The 19,810-nt window shown below is 37.3% G+C and carries 17 protein-coding genes, 2 tRNA genes and 1 other RNA gene; 10 read left to right on the top strand and 10 right to left on the bottom strand.

Translation table 11 applies throughout. From position 1 onward, the window contains the following. The first annotated feature begins 4 nt into the window (after positions 1-4). Entirely contained in the window at positions 5-961 is a 957-nt protein-coding gene (locus HMPREF9225_RS04735) for an ABC transporter permease (RefSeq protein WP_008901808.1), read from the top strand. A 13-nt stretch (positions 962-974) separates the two neighbouring features. Beyond that, positions 975-2,813, top strand: coding sequence for an oligopeptide ABC transporter substrate-binding protein (locus HMPREF9225_RS04730; protein ID WP_008901807.1), 1,839 nt, complete (start codon positions 975-977; stop codon positions 2,811-2,813). Between the two features lie 380 nt (positions 2,814-3,193). On the opposite strand, the gene HMPREF9225_RS04725 is transcribed toward HMPREF9225_RS04730, so the two are convergent. From HMPREF9225_RS04725 to HMPREF9225_RS04710, 4 genes are read right to left on the bottom strand one after another with little or no spacing between them, the layout of a single operon-like run. Beyond that, positions 3,194-5,017 (bottom strand): ATP-binding protein, encoded by a 1,824-nt coding sequence (locus tag HMPREF9225_RS04725; RefSeq protein WP_008901806.1) that lies wholly within the window; start codon positions 5,015-5,017, stop codon positions 3,194-3,196. Further along, on the bottom strand, positions 5,014-5,955 hold the full coding sequence (locus HMPREF9225_RS04720) for a DNA double-strand break repair nuclease NurA (RefSeq protein WP_008901805.1): 942 nt from the start codon (positions 5,953-5,955) through the stop codon (positions 5,014-5,016). Before HMPREF9225_RS04720 ends, HMPREF9225_RS04725 begins: the two co-directional genes overlap by 4 nt. Next, complete coding sequence (gene rsmI, locus HMPREF9225_RS04715) at positions 5,948-6,748, bottom strand: 16S rRNA (cytidine(1402)-2'-O)-methyltransferase (protein ID WP_008901804.1); 801 nt, start codon at positions 6,746-6,748, stop codon at positions 5,948-5,950. The genes HMPREF9225_RS04720 and rsmI overlap by 8 nt, the downstream gene beginning before the upstream one ends. Then, positions 6,745-7,434: a tRNA1(Val) (adenine(37)-N6)-methyltransferase gene (locus HMPREF9225_RS04710; RefSeq protein ID WP_008901803.1), complete on the bottom strand. Its 690-nt coding sequence runs from the start codon at positions 7,432-7,434 to the stop codon at positions 6,745-6,747. Before HMPREF9225_RS04710 ends, rsmI begins: the two co-directional genes overlap by 4 nt. 247 nt (positions 7,435-7,681) lie before the next feature. Between HMPREF9225_RS04710 and HMPREF9225_RS04705 the strand changes: the two genes are divergently transcribed. Then, the gene (locus HMPREF9225_RS04705; protein WP_023059108.1) at positions 7,682-7,852 is read left to right on the top strand and encodes a DUF362 domain-containing protein; all 171 of its coding nucleotides are present in this window, start codon (positions 7,682-7,684) and stop codon (positions 7,850-7,852) included. Positions 7,853-7,994: 142 nt separating this feature from the next. On the opposite strand, the gene brnQ is transcribed toward HMPREF9225_RS04705, so the two are convergent. After that, positions 7,995-9,287 carry a branched-chain amino acid transport system II carrier protein gene (gene brnQ, locus HMPREF9225_RS04700; protein WP_040551323.1) on the bottom strand — a complete coding sequence of 431 codons (1,293 nt, stop codon included), beginning with the start codon at positions 9,285-9,287 and terminating at the stop codon, positions 7,995-7,997. A gap of 173 nt (positions 9,288-9,460) precedes the next feature. On the opposite strand from brnQ, the gene HMPREF9225_RS04695 reads away from it, so the two are divergent. The 3 genes from HMPREF9225_RS04695 (at position 9,461) to ffs (ending at position 11,963) form a co-directional block, all read left to right on the top strand. After that, complete coding sequence (locus HMPREF9225_RS04695; RefSeq protein WP_008901800.1) at positions 9,461-11,536, top strand: helix-hairpin-helix domain-containing protein; 2,076 nt, start codon at positions 9,461-9,463, stop codon at positions 11,534-11,536. 69 nt (positions 11,537-11,605) lie between these two features. Continuing rightward, a tRNA-Ser gene (locus tag HMPREF9225_RS04690) sits at positions 11,606-11,695 on the top strand. 2 nt (positions 11,696-11,697) lie between these two features. Further along, an RNA gene (gene ffs, locus HMPREF9225_RS10050) (signal recognition particle sRNA large type) lies at positions 11,698-11,963 on the top strand. A 474-nt stretch (positions 11,964-12,437) separates the two neighbouring features. On the opposite strand, the gene HMPREF9225_RS04685 is transcribed toward ffs, so the two are convergent. Beyond that, positions 12,438-13,874 carry a sensor histidine kinase gene (locus HMPREF9225_RS04685; protein ID WP_040551322.1) on the bottom strand — a complete coding sequence of 479 codons (1,437 nt, stop codon included), beginning with the start codon at positions 13,872-13,874 and terminating at the stop codon, positions 12,438-12,440. Beyond that, positions 13,837-14,514 carry a response regulator transcription factor gene (locus HMPREF9225_RS04680; protein ID WP_008901798.1) on the bottom strand — a complete coding sequence of 226 codons (678 nt, stop codon included), beginning with the start codon at positions 14,512-14,514 and terminating at the stop codon, positions 13,837-13,839. Before HMPREF9225_RS04680 ends, HMPREF9225_RS04685 begins: the two co-directional genes overlap by 38 nt. Positions 14,515-15,346: 832 nt before the next feature. Here HMPREF9225_RS04680 and HMPREF9225_RS04675 point away from each other — a divergent pair. Next, entirely contained in the window at positions 15,347-15,604 is a 258-nt protein-coding gene (locus HMPREF9225_RS04675; RefSeq protein ID WP_008901797.1) for an AbrB/MazE/SpoVT family DNA-binding domain-containing protein, read from the top strand. A 646-nt stretch (positions 15,605-16,250) separates the two neighbouring features. On the opposite strand, the gene HMPREF9225_RS04670 is transcribed toward HMPREF9225_RS04675, so the two are convergent. Beyond that, on the bottom strand, positions 16,251-16,856 hold the full coding sequence (locus HMPREF9225_RS04670; RefSeq protein ID WP_008901795.1) for a DUF3793 family protein: 606 nt from the start codon (positions 16,854-16,856) through the stop codon (positions 16,251-16,253). Beyond that, positions 16,846-17,265 carry a flavodoxin gene (locus HMPREF9225_RS04665; RefSeq protein WP_008901794.1) on the bottom strand — a complete coding sequence of 140 codons (420 nt, stop codon included), beginning with the start codon at positions 17,263-17,265 and terminating at the stop codon, positions 16,846-16,848. Before HMPREF9225_RS04665 ends, HMPREF9225_RS04670 begins: the two co-directional genes overlap by 11 nt. Before the next feature lie 113 nt (positions 17,266-17,378). On the opposite strand from HMPREF9225_RS04665, the gene HMPREF9225_RS04660 reads away from it, so the two are divergent. Then, the gene (locus HMPREF9225_RS04660) at positions 17,379-18,020 is read left to right on the top strand and encodes a helix-turn-helix domain-containing protein (protein WP_008901793.1); all 642 of its coding nucleotides are present in this window, start codon (positions 17,379-17,381) and stop codon (positions 18,018-18,020) included. Between the two features lie 114 nt (positions 18,021-18,134). On the opposite strand, the gene HMPREF9225_RS04655 is transcribed toward HMPREF9225_RS04660, so the two are convergent. Continuing rightward, the gene (locus tag HMPREF9225_RS04655) at positions 18,135-18,644 is read right to left on the bottom strand and encodes an adenine phosphoribosyltransferase (RefSeq protein WP_040551321.1); all 510 of its coding nucleotides are present in this window, start codon (positions 18,642-18,644) and stop codon (positions 18,135-18,137) included. Between the two features lie 80 nt (positions 18,645-18,724). Here HMPREF9225_RS04655 and HMPREF9225_RS04650 point away from each other — a divergent pair, with 80 nt between their 5' ends. Together HMPREF9225_RS04650 and HMPREF9225_RS04645 are read left to right on the top strand one after the other, a co-directional pair. Then, complete coding sequence (locus HMPREF9225_RS04650; RefSeq protein ID WP_008901791.1) at positions 18,725-19,117, top strand: Zn-finger containing protein; 393 nt, start codon at positions 18,725-18,727, stop codon at positions 19,115-19,117. Between the two features lie 130 nt (positions 19,118-19,247). Beyond that, a tRNA-Leu gene (locus HMPREF9225_RS04645) sits at positions 19,248-19,331 on the top strand. Positions 19,332-19,810: the final 479 nt, after the last annotated feature.

The raw sequence follows: 19,810 nt of genomic DNA, 5'->3' as shown, positions 1-19,810 counted from the left end.
CATCATGGATAAAAACAAAAAAGAGATAGCTCCTAATGAAGCAAAAGAATCAAAAGCAATAGATATGAAGAAACTCGAAGAAGGAAAAATGGAAAACCCAATGGGTTTCAAAGTTATCCTTAGAGAGTTTGAAAAAGATAAAGTTGCAACAGTTGCATTTTGGCTAATCGTAGCATTCTTATCTTTTATAATTATCACATCATTCTTCATTTCAGAAGATTTAGTCGTAAAAGTAGATATATTCGAAAAATACGCAAGACCATCTAGCGAAAGCTTCTGGACTTGGTTTGGAAAAGACTCCGGTGGACGTAGTGTAATGGCTCTTACAATAGTAGGTGCTCGTAACTCAGTTCTTATCGGATTCGGTGTAACAGTTATAACAACTTTTGTAGGACTTTTCGTAGGTCTTATGGTTGGATATTATGGAGGCAAATTTGACTCTGTAGTGATGAGAATTGTAGACTTTATATCACTTCTACCAGTTCTTATGATAATTATTGTACTTGTAACAATGATTAAAAACTTCTCAGCTATGAGCTTAGTTTTAATAATGTCAGCTTTCTATTGGATAGGAACTGCAAGACTTGTAAGATCTAAAGCCCTATCAGAAAGTAGACGTGACTATGTAAATGCATCTAAGACTATGGGAACATCCGATCTTAAGATCATGTACGGTGGAATACTTCCAAACATTTCATCAATCCTTATAGTTGACTCAACTCTAGCCCTTGCAGGAAACATCGGTATTGAAACCTCACTTTCATTCTTAGGTTTCGGACTACCAGCTAACGTTCCTTCACTAGGTACACTTATAGCACTTGCAAGTAAGCCAGAAATCATACAAGATAAACCATATGTATGGGTACCTGCATCATTAACAATATTGTTTTTGATGTTATGTATAAATTATGTCGGACAAGCACTGCGCCGTGCATCTGACGCAAGACAAAGATTAGGATGACAGGAGGTAAGTAATGAAAAATATCCTAAAAAAAGTCTCACTACTTTTAGCATTTGCTATTATTCTTACTGCTTGCGGTAATGGTGGAGCAAATAAAGCTAACGGCAACAAAGCCAATGCAGGAGACGCACAACAAGAAGGATCAAAGCCAAATATGGAAGCTGTTATCGACAATGACGGAGACGTAATTGATGCAGCTGACGACACATTAAGAGTAGCTCTTATTTCTGACTCTACTTTTAAGGGAGTACTAAACGGAGTACTAGCTCAAGATGATCTTGACTTTAACATCTTAGGTTACACAATGAACGGTGCATCAGCAGGTGGACCTAACTTCGAAATGAACCAAAATCCAAAAGATGAAGTTCCAGTAAGATGGACATTTGATGCAAAAGCAAAAACTGCTACTGCAGAAATCAACCCTAAGTTCAAATGGAACAATGGTGACACAGTAACTACTGATGATATCATCAAAATGTACGAAATTGTATGTAACCAAGACTACATTTTAGACTCTAAATCAGTAAGATTTGACGAAGACACTCAAAACGTAGTTGGAGCAATAGAATACAATGAAGGAAAAGCTGATCATATCTCAGGACTTGAAAAAGTTGACGATTCTAAACTTATCGTTCACTTTAAAGAATTCTACCCTTCAATCCTTTGGGGTGGCGGACTTCAATTTGAATATGTAAACGCAAAACAATACGAAGGTATCGCAATGAAAGACGTTGCTGGTTGTGACGCTCTTAGAAAGAACCCTCTTTCATACGGACCTTACTATGTAACTAATATAGTTCCTGGTGAATCTGTTACTTTCAAAGCTAACGAACACTACATCTGGGGAGCTCCAAAAATCAAAAACCTTGAAATCAGAGTTCTTCCATCAGCTCAAGCTGTAGCTTCTATGAAAGCTGGAGAATTCGATATTTACCTAGGACCTGGTAACGACATCTACGGAGACGTTAAAGATCTATCTAACGTTAAAACTGTTGGTGTACCAAGACTTTCTTGGAACTACCTAGGATTCAAACTTGGTAAATGGGACGAAGCTCAAAAGAAAGTTGTATTTGATCCAAACTGCAAGATGGCTGACCCAGCTCTTAGAAAAGCAATGGGACACGCTATTGATAACGATTCAATCGGACAAAAATTCTTCAACGGATTATCTTACTTCGCAAACTCTCCAATCCCACCAGCATTTGGACAAATCTATGACCCATCTGTAAAGGGATGCTACTTTGACATGGATCTTGCTAAGAAACTTCTTGATGACGCAGGATACAAAGATACTGACGGAGACGGATTCAGAGAAACTCCAGATGGAAAACCTCTAGTAATCAACTTCGCTCACATGGCAGGTGGAGAAACAGCTGAACCACTATCTCAATACTATATGCAACAATGGAAAGAAATTGGTCTTAACGTAAAACTTTACGGCGACAGACTAATGGACTTCAACGTATTCTATGACAAGATCGACGAAGACGATCCTGAAATCGATGCATTCATGGCTGGATGGAACACTGGATCTAACCCAGACCCATCAGGATTCTTCGGAGAAGGAGCTAAGTTTAACTTACCAAGATACACTTCTCCAGCAATGCAAGATGTTCTTAAGAAGATCGCATCTAACGAAGCTTTAGATGAAGAATTCAGAACAAACGCATACAAAGAATTCCAAAAGATCGCTATGGAAGAAGTTCCATACATTCCAACAAGATTCTCAACTGACTGGATTGTAATCAACAACAGAGTTAAACACTTTGACTACAGACCATACGTTGAAGGAGAACACTTCGGACTATACAGTATAGAAGTAACTTCAAAAGACAGAGCAGTAGCTCAATAATAAATTGGCGCTTAAAAAAACCTCTCAAATGAGAGGTTTTTTTTATGCCTATTTTATTTTAAATTGTGAAATGAAATCCAAGTAAGATCTTTATTTTTTTATTATTTATTTTTTTGTGTTTACAAACCATTTTTTAAATTGAATTCTTTTTATTTCTTTTTCATCGCTAAAGATATACGGAACTCAGGTCTAACCGGTGTGGTTACAAATTACAATTAAAAAAACGAGGTTGCCCTCGCCTTTTATATTTTGTCCTATAAATTTGTATTTCTATTTCGATTTTATATCTTTTATTATCTTTTATTATCTTTTATTTTATTTTTTCCTTCTGTCGTAGGATTTAATATATCGTCTTTATATTTTATTCTATCCAAGAAAATTTAATTTTCTTTTCTTAAATACTTATCCCCTAGAAAGCCTTTTTCTCTTACTACAAGTCCTGATTCTTCTAGCCTTTCTAGAATCCCTTTTAAGTCTTCTACCGATACATCATAGCCTTTAGATGCAGATATATTTTTCGCTGTCATCATAAGGTTCGTCTCTTCTATTGGAAGATAGTCCTCCACTATTTTAAATTCATCTTCCCTGAGTTTGTTTCTCATAGTCTTTAGCTCGTCGAATGGATTTTCTTTGTGTGGGCTTGTTGTGTCTGCCTTTCTAATTCTCACATACTGAGTCCTTCCAAGTTCTGCTGATGATACGAATACATCTCCTGTGGTTAAATATGGAAGTCTTTTAGATTCTTCTGGGCTTAAATCCGTTTCAGAACGAATAGTGTCGATATCCTGTGCCCTGACGGTTCTAAATATAAATTTTGTGTTCAGCTGTGCGGTTATAGTTTCATCCAGCAAGGTCGGTCTTTGAGTTGCAAGCACAAGAAAAACTCCGTACTTTCTTCCCTCTTGAGAGATTTCTCGAAGCACTGATTTAGTTGGTGATGGGATTGCCTTCGGTGCGAAGTTGTGAGCTTCATCGGTAACTATTATAAATGGTACGAAATAATCTGCATTTCCACCCACTGAAAGGGAATCCTTATAATCACGTCTTAATCTATATGTCTTATTTAAAAGATAGGTACTAAATGTATTTATAAGTTTTGTGGAGCCTTGCACCACTACAAGTTTTCCTTCCATTAATGAGTTTAATAGAAGATCTATATTTCTATTGAAGATGCCTTGGTTTATAAGTTGTTTTAATCTCCAACCGATTCCTCTAAGGGACATTATATTTACTTTTCTCTCGTACTTATTTAGTAAATCTTCTAAATGCACATAGTGGGACAATTCTTCTCCGCTTGCCATTTCGATTTCTTTTTGTATACTATCCCTTCCAAGGTCGATAGCTTCAATTAAATTGTCTATGAGAGCCTCTAAGCCTTCCGCAGTGCCGCCTTTTCTATGGATGATATCAACAGTCGCCTCCATGGATTCTGTTAAATCTGACACGGCTGAGAGCATTATCTTAAGCTCCATTCCGTTTATTTCGCTAAACTGAACACCAATATCTCTTCCCACCATAAATTTATTGTACTTATCTTTGAAATCGTAATTTGAACTGTCACCAAATTCCATTTCATAGTGGGGATCTAGTACTATGGTAGGGATTTTTTTCTTCATAAGTTCTTCTAGAAGCACCCTAAGTCCGAAGCTCTTACCTGATCCGGAGCCGCCGAATATTCCTATGTGAGGATATTCGTGCATGGAATTTATATTTAAAATAAATGGAACGTCTTTTTGTGGTTCTGTCTTTTCTTCTTCGAAGGTCTCCAAAACTCCTTTTAGTTCATCGTCCATTTCATCATATAAAACTTCTGTGTTCTTTATGATTCCAATGGTAAGTCCCTTTTCTCGCGAAGTTTTCGCAATGATCGGCTTTAGTTCTTCGAAGGACGGGATATTTACATCAGAGCCTGTTAGCACTGGATACTTCGCTTCCTTTAAGAGTCTGACCTTTGCGATATAGATCGTATCTTCTGATAGGTCGTATCCCAAACTCTTAAGGCTTATTAGAACCGAGCTATCAACAAAATCTCCGCCTATATCAAGCGGTATAAATCTATTGTAGGTCTGTGCCTCCACCACTTCTCCGAGAAGCCTGCCCTGTGCCTCGTCGTCTATGGCAAGAAACTCATTCATCCTGAAGTTTCTCTCCTTGCTTCCTACATAAAATGTATTGTTAGTGGTTATTCCAACTACTTTTATCATTTCATACTCCTTTTATCTCTTTCACTTACGAAAAATCTTTCGTAGTAACCTCTGTCCAAGTTATCTTTTAAAAGAGATTCCATCATAATATTGGTTATCTTAACTTCGCTATCGACTATATCTAAAAAGTATGGCACTCCCCTGGAATTTTCCGGCGTCAATGTGTAGACCAAGGATGCAATGCCTGTGAGTTCCGTTTTATTTCTATTGTACACATCTATTCCAATTACTCCGGGATAGGTGGAGCTTCGCAAAAATGCTGAGCTTAAACTGTAGCTAAACTTTTTATTTACACTATTATTTATAAGTAGTGCCTCGCCCTTTTTTAGAATTCCAAACATAAGCTCTCTGTCATAATAAAACTCATCCCAGTCGAAGGATCTTCTGATGTAGTCGGTCTTTACGTCCTTGACCACTCCAAATAGAACTATGTCCTTCTCGTCCACTATTTCCAAAAGTTCTTCGAACTTATCCTTCGCATCTAAGTTGTACCTAATTAGTCCGCCGTCCATCATAATATATTTTGGATTTAGCTTCATTATGGACTCAATTGCACAGTTAAGCTCAATCTCTGCGAGCCTCTTCTTCATATTATTTTCTTCTTCCAAGGTATTTTGTAGTAGTGGTGTAAATATTTCGTTTACTACCACAGATTCCTTGTCAAAACGAAGTCCCAATGCCCTGTAAAGTTCTATATAATGTGGAAAATTTCCTCCGGACTTATTATAAGATCCATCTATTCCAACTAAATTTTTAAATTTTACTATTTTCTTTTCATCTAGCTTTGGAAGTTCGACAATTTCTCCAGTGCGCTCCACGAGTTTTTTTCTAAATTCATCCCTATCCTGTGAAAATACTTTTCGATACCTGTCTTCCAAGATTATTCCGACGCTTTTAATCTCGTTTCTTAGAGATTCTAATTCTACTCCCTTATTCATCTTCTAAACTCACCTTGTACACATCGTTTTTCTTTAAACCAAACTCCTTTGCCACTTCCTTAATCGCCTGACTCATCTTCATTCCAGTAGCTACTTTCTTTTCAAGTTCAGCCTTTATATTTACTTCTACCTCTTCAGCTTCGTAACCATCCACAACAATTACAAACTCACCTTTAAGGGTTAAGTCCATCTCTAAAATTTCATCGATACTTCCCCTTATATGCTCTTCAAACATCTTGGTAAGTTCCCTAGAAATGGAAATCTCTCTACTTCCAAAGACTTCTCTCATATCCTCCAAGGTTTCCAAAATTCTGTGGGGTGCTTCGTAAAATATAATTGGAAACTTGAGTTCTTTTAAATCTTCCAATTCTTTTAATCTCTTGGACCTTTTGGAATCTAAAAATCCGTAGAAAAAGAAATGGTCCGTAGAAAATCCTGAATATAGCAGTGCAAGTATGGACGCTGTGCTTCCCGGTAGAACTTCGAATTTTATGTCCCTGTCTATTAATTCTTTCATAAGGATAAATCCTGGGTCTGAGATGCCTGGCATCCCTGCGTCAGAGATGATTGCTATATCATTCTTCTCTGAAAGTTCTATAAGTTCGTCCACCTTCTGTCTTTCGTTGAACTTGTGGTAGGCGATAAGTCTTTTCTTGATGTCGAAATTATTCAAAAGTTTTATGGAATTTCTCGTATCCTCGCAGCAGATAATATCCACTGACTTTAGAACATTCAATGTCCTAAGGGTTATATCTTCCAAATTTCCAATTGGAGTTGGGCAAAAGTAAATCATTTCATAACCTCATTTCTGTAAACGGCTTTAAATTCTTCAGTCATTTCGCCGCCTTCGTACATATAGAAGTCAGGTAGCACTTCCAAATTATATCCGCCGCCGAGCCTAATATCTAGTAGCATTATATTTGACTTAGATGAGATGTCCTTCTTTATAAATTTAATTCTCTTTATATAGAGATTTAATTCTTTTAGATAGACCGCTATCTCTTGAAGACGAAGGCTTGGAAATACCATGTACATCCTTCCACCGTACTTTAAATATTTTGAGAGCGCCTTTATAAATATGTATATGTCCTCTGTGTGACGCTCCCTGCCTTCTGAAACTTCTATGGCAGTTCTATCTGTGAAGTAAGGCGGATTGGTGATGATAGTGTCGAAGTATCCAGAGTATCCTTTCAAATTTTCTATCTTGGAATTAACTACCTTTATATTTTTTAAATTATTTAGCTCGATGGTTCTATTTAAATTGTCGGTGTAGATCTCTTCCATATCCACAGAGACCACTTCCCTCGCCCTATTTAATACGCGAAGGCTTAGGATTCCATTGCCACATCCTGCGTCCAATACCTTTCCCTTTACATTTGCAAATGAACTTAGGATTAGGGAATCCGTCGTATATTTAAATCTATCGTCCCTTTGAAATATTTCTATATCCGTTCCCGGTACATAATCTTTTTTATCCATAACTCTATTTTATCATAGAAAAAATTATTTTTTTAAAATGAATCTTAGTTAAATTTTAGATAATCTCATTATCATTTAGAATTTGATTATAATCACACAAGCGGAATATTTTCGCTATAAATGGCTATATTTCAATATCCTAGCGATTTACTAGGTTTATTAATTTTGAAAATAGCAGTTGATAAAACTATTTCCTAGTGTTATACTAAAGACAGTAAAAGGTATAAAATTTTATGGAGGTGCTATAATGGCTCATATTATTACAGATGCATGCATCGCTTGTGGCGCATGTCAACCAGAATGTCCTGTAAACTGTATTTCTGAAGGTGCAATCTACGAAATCGATCAAGATCAATGTATCGATTGTGGCGCTTGCTCATCAGTATGCCCTACAGGAGCAGCTCAACCAGAAGCTTAATATTTACTTAAAAATAGGACTTAGGTCCTATTTTTTTATGCAACAAATAAGATATAAAAAATAAATTTATACAACCAAAATTTTTTAAAAATAAAAAAGGTAGTGTGGCAGAATAATTATCTTTCTGCAACACCACCTTTTTTTATGCGGTTTGTTTTTTTCCTTTGTAAATTATATTAAATATTATCGCCAACACCACAACTGGCACTACCCAAGAAAATACCACAAGTGATTTTGGTAGGATATCTTCCAATGGTTTAAATATATCTATATTTCCAAATATTGAATTTAAAATCGTGTTTACTGCAGGAATCAGTGATCCTACTATAGATCCGATTACTATTCCCCTCTTACCTAGGTGTTCGATAAATGTGTTTAAAAATATGATAACTATGGCAGTTGGATATAGAGCAACAAGTATCGGTGCTGAGATTGCAACTATATTGTCTACTCCCCTTACAGATGTGATAGCTGCAAATACTGATGATATAAGTATGATCACATTGTAGGATATTTTGTTTTTAAATAGTGAGCTGAAATATTCTCCTACATAGGCTGTAAGTCCGATTGCAGTGGTTAGACATGCAAGAGCCATAGAAAGTGACAGGGCGATATTCCCAAATTTTCCTAGAAGTCTTCCCGTTAAATGGATAAGCATTTCTGTTCTTCCTAGATCTGAAATACCTTCTCCACTGGCAGATGCTCCTATGAACACAAGACCGATGTAGATAACTGATAGACCCACTCCTGCTATTATTGCAGATTTGATGGTCATGCCTAGGATTTCCTTTTTATCGCTGTAGCCTTTCGTTACGAAGTCGTCGTAGATTATTCTCGCAAAGATTAGCGCTGCGAGAGCGTCCATGGTTTGGTATCCCTCTTCAAATCCAATTCCAAATGCACCTACTATTCCCTTTTCTGCTGGAGTTCCGATAGGATGCACAAATCCTTTTACAATGATAATTCCAAGCACGATAAGTAGCATAGGTGTCAAGAATCTTCCCAAGTTGCTAACTACTTTTGAAGGTCTGTAAACAAACAAAAGCACAAGGATAAAAAATATTGTACTTGAAAGTACTGGAGATAGATTTGGCATAAGTCCTTTGGAGATTACTTCGTAGGTGGTCGCCGCCGTCCTAGGAATCGCAAGTCCAGGTCCGATAGCGAGGACTGTAACGGTGGAGAATATCTGTCCAAAGGTTGGATTTACTATGCTTGATGCTTCGAGGATGCTGCCTCCAGCCTTCATAGAAGCGATGGCTCCCATCATAACCAGACCAACCCCAGCGGTTATAAATCCAATCATTGAAGGGATAAATGCCTTACCCATTGCCTCTCCGAGGGCAGGTGCAAAAAGCAGGTTCCCCGCTCCGAAAAACATTGAGAATAATGCAAATCCACTGATAATTATATTTTTATTTCTATTTTTATTCATACTAACTCCCCCGTTGTCATTAATATCTAAATATTTTACCACATAAAAGTATAGAATTAAACTAAATATTAAAATAATATGGCAATTATCCTAAAATTTGGTTTTTACAACAGGTAACTTAAATTGTTTTGATATATCTTTCACATATGTTAAAATATAAAAAGAGGTGAAGAATGAGTATTATAACGAAATTATCAAAGGAACTTAATATAGATGAAAAGAGACTTATCCCCACCATCGAACTTTTAGATGGCGGAGATTCAGTTCCATTTATTTCCAGATATAGAAAAGAAGTAACCGGCGGACTAACCGACGAAGAGCTTAGAAATCTTCTAAAGAGACTTACATATCTTAGAAATTTGGAAGCGAGAAAAGAAGAGATTAAATCCCTTATAGACGGCCAAGGCAAACTTACAGAGGAGCTTGTAGCTGAGATAGACGCAGCAGACGTGCTATCTGCCCTAGAAGACATCTACAGACCTTACAAGCCTAAGAGAAACACCAGAGGAAGCATCGCAAGAGAAAGAGGCTACGAAGTCTTTGCAAACATGATTGCAGAAGAAAAAAATTTAGAAGATATACTAGAAGCTATAAAGAATTTTAAAATAGAACATCCAGAAGACGAACTAGAAGTGGAAGAAATCCTCCAAGGAGCAAAGGACATCGAAGCAGAAAATATCTCCGACTCTAGTAAGATTAGAGAGATGATCAAGAAGATCGTGTGGAGATTCTCGAGCCTAAAGACCACAAAAAAAGAAGAAAATCATGTCTATGAAATGTACTATGACTTCGAAGAAAAGATAAAGGATTTAAAATTCCACAACACCCTCGCAATCAATCGTGGTGAAAAAGACGATGTACTAAAAGTTGAAATGGTAAGCCCAATGGATATCATCATTTCAAATATCAAATCCACCTACATCAACTCCCATACATTGGAAGAACTAAAGACAGAAATCATCGAAGACTCACTAAAAAGACTGATTATGCCATCCATAGAAAGAGAAATCAGAAGCGACTTAACCCAACTCGCAGAGACAGCATCCATAGAACTCTTCGGCGAAAACCTACACAACCTACTTATGATAAGACCGCTTAAAGATAAAAACGTGTTGGCACTAGACCCTGGAATCAGAACCGGAACCAAAGCGTCAGCAGTAGATAAACTAGGAAACTTCAAAGAACACGACGTACTCTTCATAGCAGGGGCAAAAGGCGACAAGACCCAAGTTGAAAAGAAACTAATGGGACTTATAAAGAGAAATGATATCGACGTCATCGCCATAGGAAACGGAACCGCATCGAGGGAAGTAGAATCATTCGTAGCAGACTTCGTAAGAGAAAATGAACTAAACGTGTCCTGGACCATCGTAAGTGAAGCAGGCGCATCCATCTACTCCGCATCAGAAGAAGCCACAGAAGAATTCCCTGACCTAGATGTAACCGTAAGAGGCGCAATCTCCATCGGACGAAGACTCCAAGATCCACTGGCAGAACTAGTTAAGATCGAGCCAAAACACATAGGAGTTGGACAGTACCAACACGATCTAAACGAAAAGAACCTAGACATGAAACTTCACGACGTGGTAGAAACCTGCGTAAACACAGTAGGAGTTAACCTAAACACAGCATCCGTACCACTACTTAAATATGTCAGCGGAATCAACAACACAGTAGCAACAAATATCGTAAAATATAGAAACGAAGTAGGCAGATTCAACAGCAGAAAAGATTTAAAAAATATAAAAGGACTAGGACCAAAAGCATTTGAACAATCAGCAGGATTTCTAAGAATCCTAGACGGAGAAGAAATCCTCGACTCCACAGCAGTCCATCCAGAATCCTACGAAATAGCAAAGAAACTAAAAGGTACAGAAGAAGCCACAGAAGAACTCGCAAACGAACTAGGAGTTGGACTATTCACCCTAAGAGATATCTTAGAAGAACTTAAAAAACCAGGCAGAGACCCGAGAGAAGACCTAGATGAAGTATTCTTAAAATCCGACATACTAACCATCGAAGACCTAAAAATCGGAGACGTACTAAAAGGCACAGTAAGAAACGTGGTGGACTTCGGCTGTTTCGTGGACATAGGACTTCATTCAGAAGGACTGATCCATATCTCCAACCTGTCAAAAGGATTCGTAAAGCATCCAAAAGACATAGTAAGTGTCGGAGATATAGTAAACGTAGAAGTCATCTCCATCGACATAAAAAGAGAAAGAGTTGGACTAAAAAAACTTAAATAAAGGATTAAGAGCAAGGGTAAAACCTTGCTTTTTTTTAAATATTCAAGTATAATATAAGTCTGTAAGCATGCAGGGATGACCGAGTGGCTGAAGGTGCACGCCTGGAAAGCGTGTATACGAGAAATTGTATCGAGGGTTCAAATCCCTCTCCCTGCGCCATGCCATGCTAGATGGGAAATTAGCGATGTCCTGTAACCTGCAATTCGCTACAGCAGGATTGAATTCCTCTTGGAGGATTGTTTAATCGGTAGACTGCCCCATGAAAGCGGTGTTGAAACTTGGGTCTCACGCAACAGGAGCTTATGAACCGTGTCAGGTCTTGACGGAAGCAGCACTAAGTAAGATATTCTGTGTGCCGTGAGGGTGCCTGGGTGGAGCTGGCTCCATGGGTACCGTATTGATTAGCCTTTCAATAAGAGGTGCATGGCTACATATTAGAAACCGTACATTAAGTACGGTTTTTTTATTTTTTGTAGAGATTATTAATGCTCATAAATACCGTCATCAATGCTTAACCCCACCAGGGTTATACCCGTTCGACTCACTTCGTTCGCTCAGTGTGACTGTCTTCCTTTAGGTTTTTCTGTGCAGAGCCTCTCGGCTATGGAAGCAAAATGCTTCCGCTACAAAATTAAATAATCATCCATACATAACCCCACCAGGGTTATACCCGTTCGACTCACCTCGTTCGCTCAGGGTAACTGTAGTTGCGAGGTTGTTATCTATATAATCCCAAATGAAGACAGTCACCCTGAGCGGAGACGGTGGAGCAATGCGGAACCGTCGTAGTCGAATGGGTATAAGCCTGGTGAGGTCTAAATTTTATGACTGTTATTGTAGTATTTGTCTTACCACATAAAAAAAGAGAAAGCTTCTGCTCTCTCTTTTACTTTTTACTTTTTTACTTTTCTTTCTCCATCTTTTTCGCTACGAAGTAGAAGTTACTTCCTTCGTTTACTTTTGATGTTACTCCGTATTCAAATCCGTGTCCTTCTAGGATGGATTTTACTATGAATAGTCCTAAGCCTGTGCCTACTTTGGATCTTGTTCTATTGCCGCTTCCTCTGTAGAACCTGTCCCAGATGCCTTTTATGTCTTCTTCTTTTATTCCTATTCCGAAGTCGATACAGTCGAATCTCACGCCTTTTTCTGTTTCTTCTGTCTTAAGAATTAGTTTTTTAGATTCTCCTGAGTAGTTGATGGCGTTGGAGATGAGGTTATAGACTACTTGTTCTATCCTCTTGTAGTCTGCTTCTACTTTTAAGTCACCGGTTTTTATTACTTCAAAGTCAAAGTCACTTCTGTAATTTTTAAATCTCATTACTTGGTTATCCACCATTTCTCCAAGGTCAAAGGTTGTGATTTCGTAGTTTGCAACCGATGATTCCAGTTTAGATACGTCCAGTAGGTCATTTACCAATTTGGTTAGGTGGTCTGCTTCTTCAATTATGACTTCGATGTGTTCGTTACGCTTCTCCTTGTTGTCGCCGCTTATGTCCCTGATCATTTCTCCGTAGGATTTTATGACCGTAAGTGGCGTCTTTAGGTCGTGGCTCACATTTGCCAAGAGGTCTTTTCTAAGTTGCAATGTCTTTTTAAGTTCGCCGGTTGCGTAGTTTAAGGTGTCTGACAGGTCGTCTATCTCTTCGTAGTCGCCTTTTTTAAACATGATGTCGTAGTTTCCCTTCCCTATCGCTATTGCCGTCCTAGACATTTGCACTATAGGATCTGATAGTCTCTTGGATATAAAGAATGACATGATCATCGCTATTACAAGCGAAATAATGGAAACGATGAAAAGTTGTTCTTTTAGTATATCTATGGCTGAGTCCACCGGTTCTAGGACTGAAGAGATGGTTATATAGTATTTAACCCCTGCAATGTTGCCAAGGTATCCGTTAAACTCGATTAGGGAATTGTCCAGTTTTGGAATCTTGCTGGTCTTAATTATATATTTTAATCCTTCTTCCTGGAGCCTTCCGTATTCTGCGTCGAATCTAAGTTTGGACATTGGTGGCATGTACTCAAGCACCGTGTCATTTGTCATTCTGTAATGACCGTATTCGTCTACGACTGTAATCTTAAGAGATTTTGTTAATGCGTAGGTGGTTAAGACTTCGCCGAAATCCTCTGAGTCGAATTCATTTTGTATGGTGTTTCCGATCCTTGTGATTTCGCTTATCTTCATGGATTCGTAGAAATAGTTTAGAAATACTATTTGGAACAGCCAAAGGATTATGAATATCATGGCTGCAAAGCCTATGAAGTACCTCCAAAGTTTAAATAGCATGGAGGTCTTTTTAATTGTTTTCGTCCTCTTCGAATTTATATCCAACACCTCTTACTGTTACTATAAATTTTCTATAATGTTTGATTGAGTTTCTAAGCATCTTGATATGAGTATCCACGGTTCTATCGTCGCCGTAGAAATCATAGCCCCACACTTGGTTTAGAAGTTGTTCCCTTGAGAGGGCGATGTTTTTATTCTTTGCAAGGTATGTGAGAAGTTCGTATTCCTTAGGAGTTAGGTCCACCCTTTCCCCATCAACGGATACGCTTCTCCCATCTAGGTCAATCTTTAGACCTTCGAACTCCATAACTCTATTGTCGTTTAACTTTTTATTTCTAGTCACGATTACATTTAGTCTAGCCATCAGTTCCTTAGGAGAAAATGGTTTAACCACGTAGTCGTCAATACCTATTTCAAAGCCGAATAATTTGTCATATTCCTCTCCCCTTGCGGATAGCATAAGGACTGGAATATTCTTCGTCTTTTTGATTTCTTTGTATGCAGAGAAACCGTCAAGTCTAGGCATCATTATGTCCATAACAATGACATCGAAGTCTTGTTCCCTAGCTTTCTCAACAGCATCGATACCATCCACCGCTTCTACGACAGTGTGACCCTCGAACTCTGCATAAGTCTTTATGACTTCTCTTATCTTCTCTTCATCATCTACTACTAATATTTTAAACATTGTATCACCTTTCTAATCTATATTTTTAAGAATAAAGTAAATTTGTGATAGCTATTTGTTAGCTATTTTAAATTAAGTACATCTATTTTTATCATACTATGTAATGGTAATTATTTAAAGTGAATTGTGAAAATTTTTAGTTTTTGAGGTTGTGGATGGGGTTATGATTGGATGATTTCATTTGTATAGACTTGGTTAAATATAGCTTATACCCATTCGAAGCCCTAGCCGAAATCTTCGATTTCGTAGCAGGTCTCGTGCAAAGAGTTCCAAAGAAAGCGAGCACTGCGAAGCTTGATTTGCAGAACTCGACTGCCTCTCAGGGTGACAACCACCTATAAACTCCTTATTAAAAATAAACTAATGAAGACGGTCACCCTGAGCGAAGGGTGGAGGTTTACCGACACCCGCAGTCGAACGGGTATAACCATGGTGAGGTTACATTTGGATGATTATATTTGGGATAGTAGTTGTTAATATTTTTTGGGGATAGATGGGTTAAATATAGGTCAGATCCTTCGAAGCCCTAGCCGAAATCTTCGATTTCGTAGCAGGTCTCGTGCAAAGAGTTACAAAGAAGCCGAGCATTGTGAAGGCTGATTTGCAGAACTCGACTGCCCGGCTGTGGAAGCAGATTGCTTCCGCTACAAAAACCCACCTACCACATGGTCATCCTTAGCGGATACGGGTACCGTCAGAGTCGAAGGATCTCTACAATGATATCCTAAAGGAAGACGACCACCTCTCATGATGACCATGTATATTGACATTTTCAATTAAAAATTTTATAATTTAGTTAGAAAGTTTGATTTTCTAACAAAAGGAGGTTTCTATGTTAGTCGAATTAAAAGCAAAGTCTCAAGTGACTATCCCAAAAGAAATTGTCAACTCAATGGATCTAAATCAAGGCGACCAATTCGAAGTTATCGAAGATAATGGTAGGATTATCCTCGTGCCTGTTGCCATTTATCCAGAACATGTCATAAAAAATCTAAAGGCTTCTGTTGACGAAATCAAGGAATCTATTAAGAATGGTAACCAACCTGTTTTCGATTCTATTGATGCTCTTTTTGAGGAACTCGACAAGTAATGACCTACAAAATTACTTTTTCTAAGGCTTTTAAAAAACATTATAAAACTTTGTCTGATGTTGAAAAGAAACAGACCAAAAAGAAGCTTGAGTTTTTCGTAAATAATCCGACTCACCCATCTACGCACCAAAAAAGTTCAAGGTACTGACGGTATTTGGGAGTCTTCTATCAATATGGATATTCGAATATTGTGGTTTTACGAAGGTGATGAATTGATTTTGCTATTAGATATCGGTCATCACGATATTTTGAATAAGTTTTAATTTCCCTGTGTATGCAGGGTTTTTTTATTTTTTGAGTAAAGTGTGTGGAATAATAATTATTATTTCATATGGCTATACTAAGTCTTCAGAGGTTATACCCATTCGAAGCCCTAGCCGAAATCTTCGATTTCGTAGCAGGTCTCGTGCAAAGAGTTCCAAAGAAGCCGAGCATTGTGAAGTCTGATTTGCAGAACTCGACTGCCTCTCAGGGTGACAACCACCTATAAACTCCTTATTAAGAATAAACTAATGAAGACGGTCACCCTGAGCGAAGGGTGGAGGTTTACCGACACCCGGAGTCGAACGGGTATAAAAGTGGTGGGGTTATGTTTGGATGACCACCTTCCACACAAAAAACAATAAAACTGGGAATATCCCAGTTTTATTGATAGAGTAAACTTTTCATGTAATTTTCTTTTGCAAGATTGTATCTTTTAAAGTCGTATAGCGCGCGATTTTTGTTGTTAAAGCATTTCCAATAGCCACAAACAAGGCAGGCTTTACCACTGTTGAAGTAGAAATCTACTACGTCTTCGAAGTGGTAACCCAAAAATATGCCTACCTCATCTGGTACTTGTTCTCTAAATCTATCTTTTAATTTAAGAAGGTAATGGTTAATCTGGTGGGAATTTTCATAACCGATAGATTTTAGAAATTTCTTTACCCTTTCTTGTTTTAGGGTTGCTTCCAAATATCTTTTGTCATAAAAGAGGATCACTGTATAATTCTTTTCATCTTTAAGTTCGATGTATTGAACTTTCAGTGCTGCCGCTAATTCGTCTTTATATGTTTTCCATGTGGACAGAGAAGATTTGTCATCTTCTCTTATGGTCATGAGTGTTCCTACTTTTTTCTCGTACAAAGTAGGAGCGATACTCATCTTTACGAGAGAATTCAGGTAATCTAAATTAGGTAATGTTCTTATCTTTTTATAGAACTCAATGGTTATGTTACCGCTTATTTTAAAGTCGGTCAATTTATCTTGCAATTGCCTTTCCTAATGATCTGCAATCTGCAAGTGCATCTTCTGATGGATTATCGTAAGCGATTACTGTTTCGAATACTTGTACTCCAAGATTTTCTAGTTCTTCTTTCCAATATTCCATCCATTGGCCTTCTGCCCATTCGTAAGATCCGAATAGTGCAACTTTTTTGCCTTTAAGTAGTTCGTTTACGCTGTCCATGTATGGTCTCATGTACTCTTCTTCTAGTTCCTCTGATCCCATTGCTGGACATCCAAAGATAAGAACGTCTGCGTCTTTTACATCATCAACTTTTGCGTCGCAAACATTGATTAGGGTGGTATCATCATTTACCTCTTTTGCCCCTTCAAATATTGCGTTTGCCATTTTTTCTGTGTTACCGGTTCCTGACCAGTAAATAATTTTAACTTTCATATGTTCTCCTTTCCTTGATATTGACTATCAACTACTTTTTCATTATAATATAGTTATATTGATAATATTTTTCAAATATTACTATATTTATTTTAAATAGAAAGGATGATTACATGTATAATAATTTAGAGATTGCCAAGGCGAACAATATCAAGAGTTTCGGCAAGGCACATAAACTTTATAGAAAGAGGATCAGTACCATTGCAACTGCAGAAGAACTTAAGGAGTATCTCAATGTTTTAAATGTCTTCTTGTATACATATTTTCTTTGCAAGTACAAAAAAGATTTATCAGACAAGGTTCATAGAAATAGTATCGCTATCGCAAATTTCATTTCTCGTGAGGAGCTAGCAAATTATGGCGAGTCAATGCTCACCACATATAGAGATTCACTTCTACTTGGGATTAGTGAGTCTGATCACGAGTTGGTAGAAGGAGCTATTTCCTACATTAACAAGAATTTCCGAGACAAGATTACCCTTTCTGAAACGGCGAAAAAGCTACATATTTCTAAGAATTATCTCTGTCACCTCTTCACCCAAGAAACAGGCTACAGATTTTGCGAATATATAAATATAAAGAGAATCGGATATGCCAAGGAATTGATCAGCGAAAACAAGAAAAACTTTGAATTTATTTCTTGTTACTGTGGATTCTCTTCCCAATCTCACTTCTCCACTACTTTTAAGAAGTACACAGGAATTACGCCAAACGAATACAAGCAAATGGTTCTAAAACAAGAAGTTACTGTATAATATCCACCAAAAATTAAAAGTTTTGGTAATAAATTTGCTAAAATTATATAATTTTATATGTCCAATGAAAAACCCTTCTATTTTCTACAAATAGAAGGGTCTTTTTATAAAAATTTAATATTTGATGAGGCTTCTAACATCATAACCTTTTAGAACTTCTCTGCCAGGTAGGTCAGTAAGTTCAACTAAAAATACCAACGCTTCAACCTTACCACCTAGTCTTTCAACTAAGTCTATGGTAGCCTTTGAAGTACCTCCGGTTGCAAGTAGGTCGTCAACAATTATTACCTTTTCGCCAGAACTGATTGCGTCCTCGTGGATTTCAATCTTGTCAGTGCCATATTCCAATTCATAAGAAACTTCGATCTTCTTATATGGGAGCTTACCAGGCTTTCTAACAGGCACAAATCCTGCACCCATATGAAAGGCCATAGGAGCACCTACGATGAAGCCACGAGCCTCTACGCCCACTACCTTGTCCACATTCTTAGGAGCAAGAGCCACAAGTTCATCTATCGCACCTTTAAACGCATCCTTATCCTTTAAAAGAGTGGTTATATCTCTGAAGATTATACCTTCCTTTGGATAATCTTTTAAATTTCTAATATACTTTGAATAATCCATACTACCTCCTGAAATAAGTATATCACAAAATAAGATTTTTTGAATTTTAAAAATCATGTTATAATGTTCATGGTGATTAAATGAAAAAATTAAAAGAGATCATGCAAGGAAGAAACGGCGTCGATGAGCTAAATATATTTCTCATCACAAACGCGTTAATATTTAAAATCCTAGCATATACGACCCATGTAAGACTATTCGATATGTTTTCTGTGACATTTCTAATATATTCACTGATAAGAGCATTTTCAAAAAATATATACGTAAGAAGAATTGAAAATGACAAAATAGTAAGCGTCGTAAATAAAATCAAAAGAAATTATAAAAGAAATCTAACACAATTTAAAAATAGAAAAGAATACAAATATATAAAATGCGACAACTGTCATCAAAAGATGCGAGTACCAAGAGGCAAAGGCAAAATCAAAGTAACCTGCCCAAAGTGTAAGTATCAGATGGAAGTTAGAAGTTAGAAAACAGAGGAACTTAAAGATAATATTTTGGATAAATACTTGTCAGAAAAAAATTTAAAAAACATTTAAAAAAATTTTAAAAAAGTGTTGACAAGAATCGAAAAACATAATATACTAGATAAGTAGTCACGCGGGAGTGGCGGAATTGGCAGACGCGCTAGACTTAGGATCTAGTTCCATTGGAGTGGGGGTTCAAGTCCTCTTTCCCGCACCATTAAGACCATACAAATTGTATGGTCTTTAATTTTATTCTAAACCAAAAGGTTTAGAAAAAGATACCCCTTTCAATCCATATTTTATACCTAACAGTGTAGTTTACACAATTACATAGGGTGTAAGCAAAGCACAATGTGCTTGAAAACTTTCATAAAAGATCGGCATTTAGAAATAAGTGTCGATCTTTTATTTTTTGTATTTTTGTTTGATTTAATTACAATGGGTAAAAAAATGTAGCGGAAGCAATCTGCTTCCATAGCTAATGCCAGAATGAACTTTGCAAATAAAATAACACCTATCGAGCATAAAACCTCCCACTTGGTCATCGTGAGCGGAGACGGGTACCGTCGGAGTCGAAGGATCTCTACAGTGATAACCTTAAGGAAAACAGTCACCCTGAGCGGAAATGACGAAGCTAAAAGCTGAGTCATTGAAGTCGAACGGGTATAACCGTGGTGGGGTTATGTTCGTATGATT

Origin of the sequence: Peptoniphilus duerdenii ATCC BAA-1640, from assembly GCF_000146345.1 — a bacterium.
Taxonomy (GTDB): Bacteria; Bacillota; Clostridia; order Tissierellales; family Peptoniphilaceae; genus Peptoniphilus_B; species Peptoniphilus_B duerdenii.
This window is presented reverse-complemented; position numbering and strand designations above follow the sequence as displayed.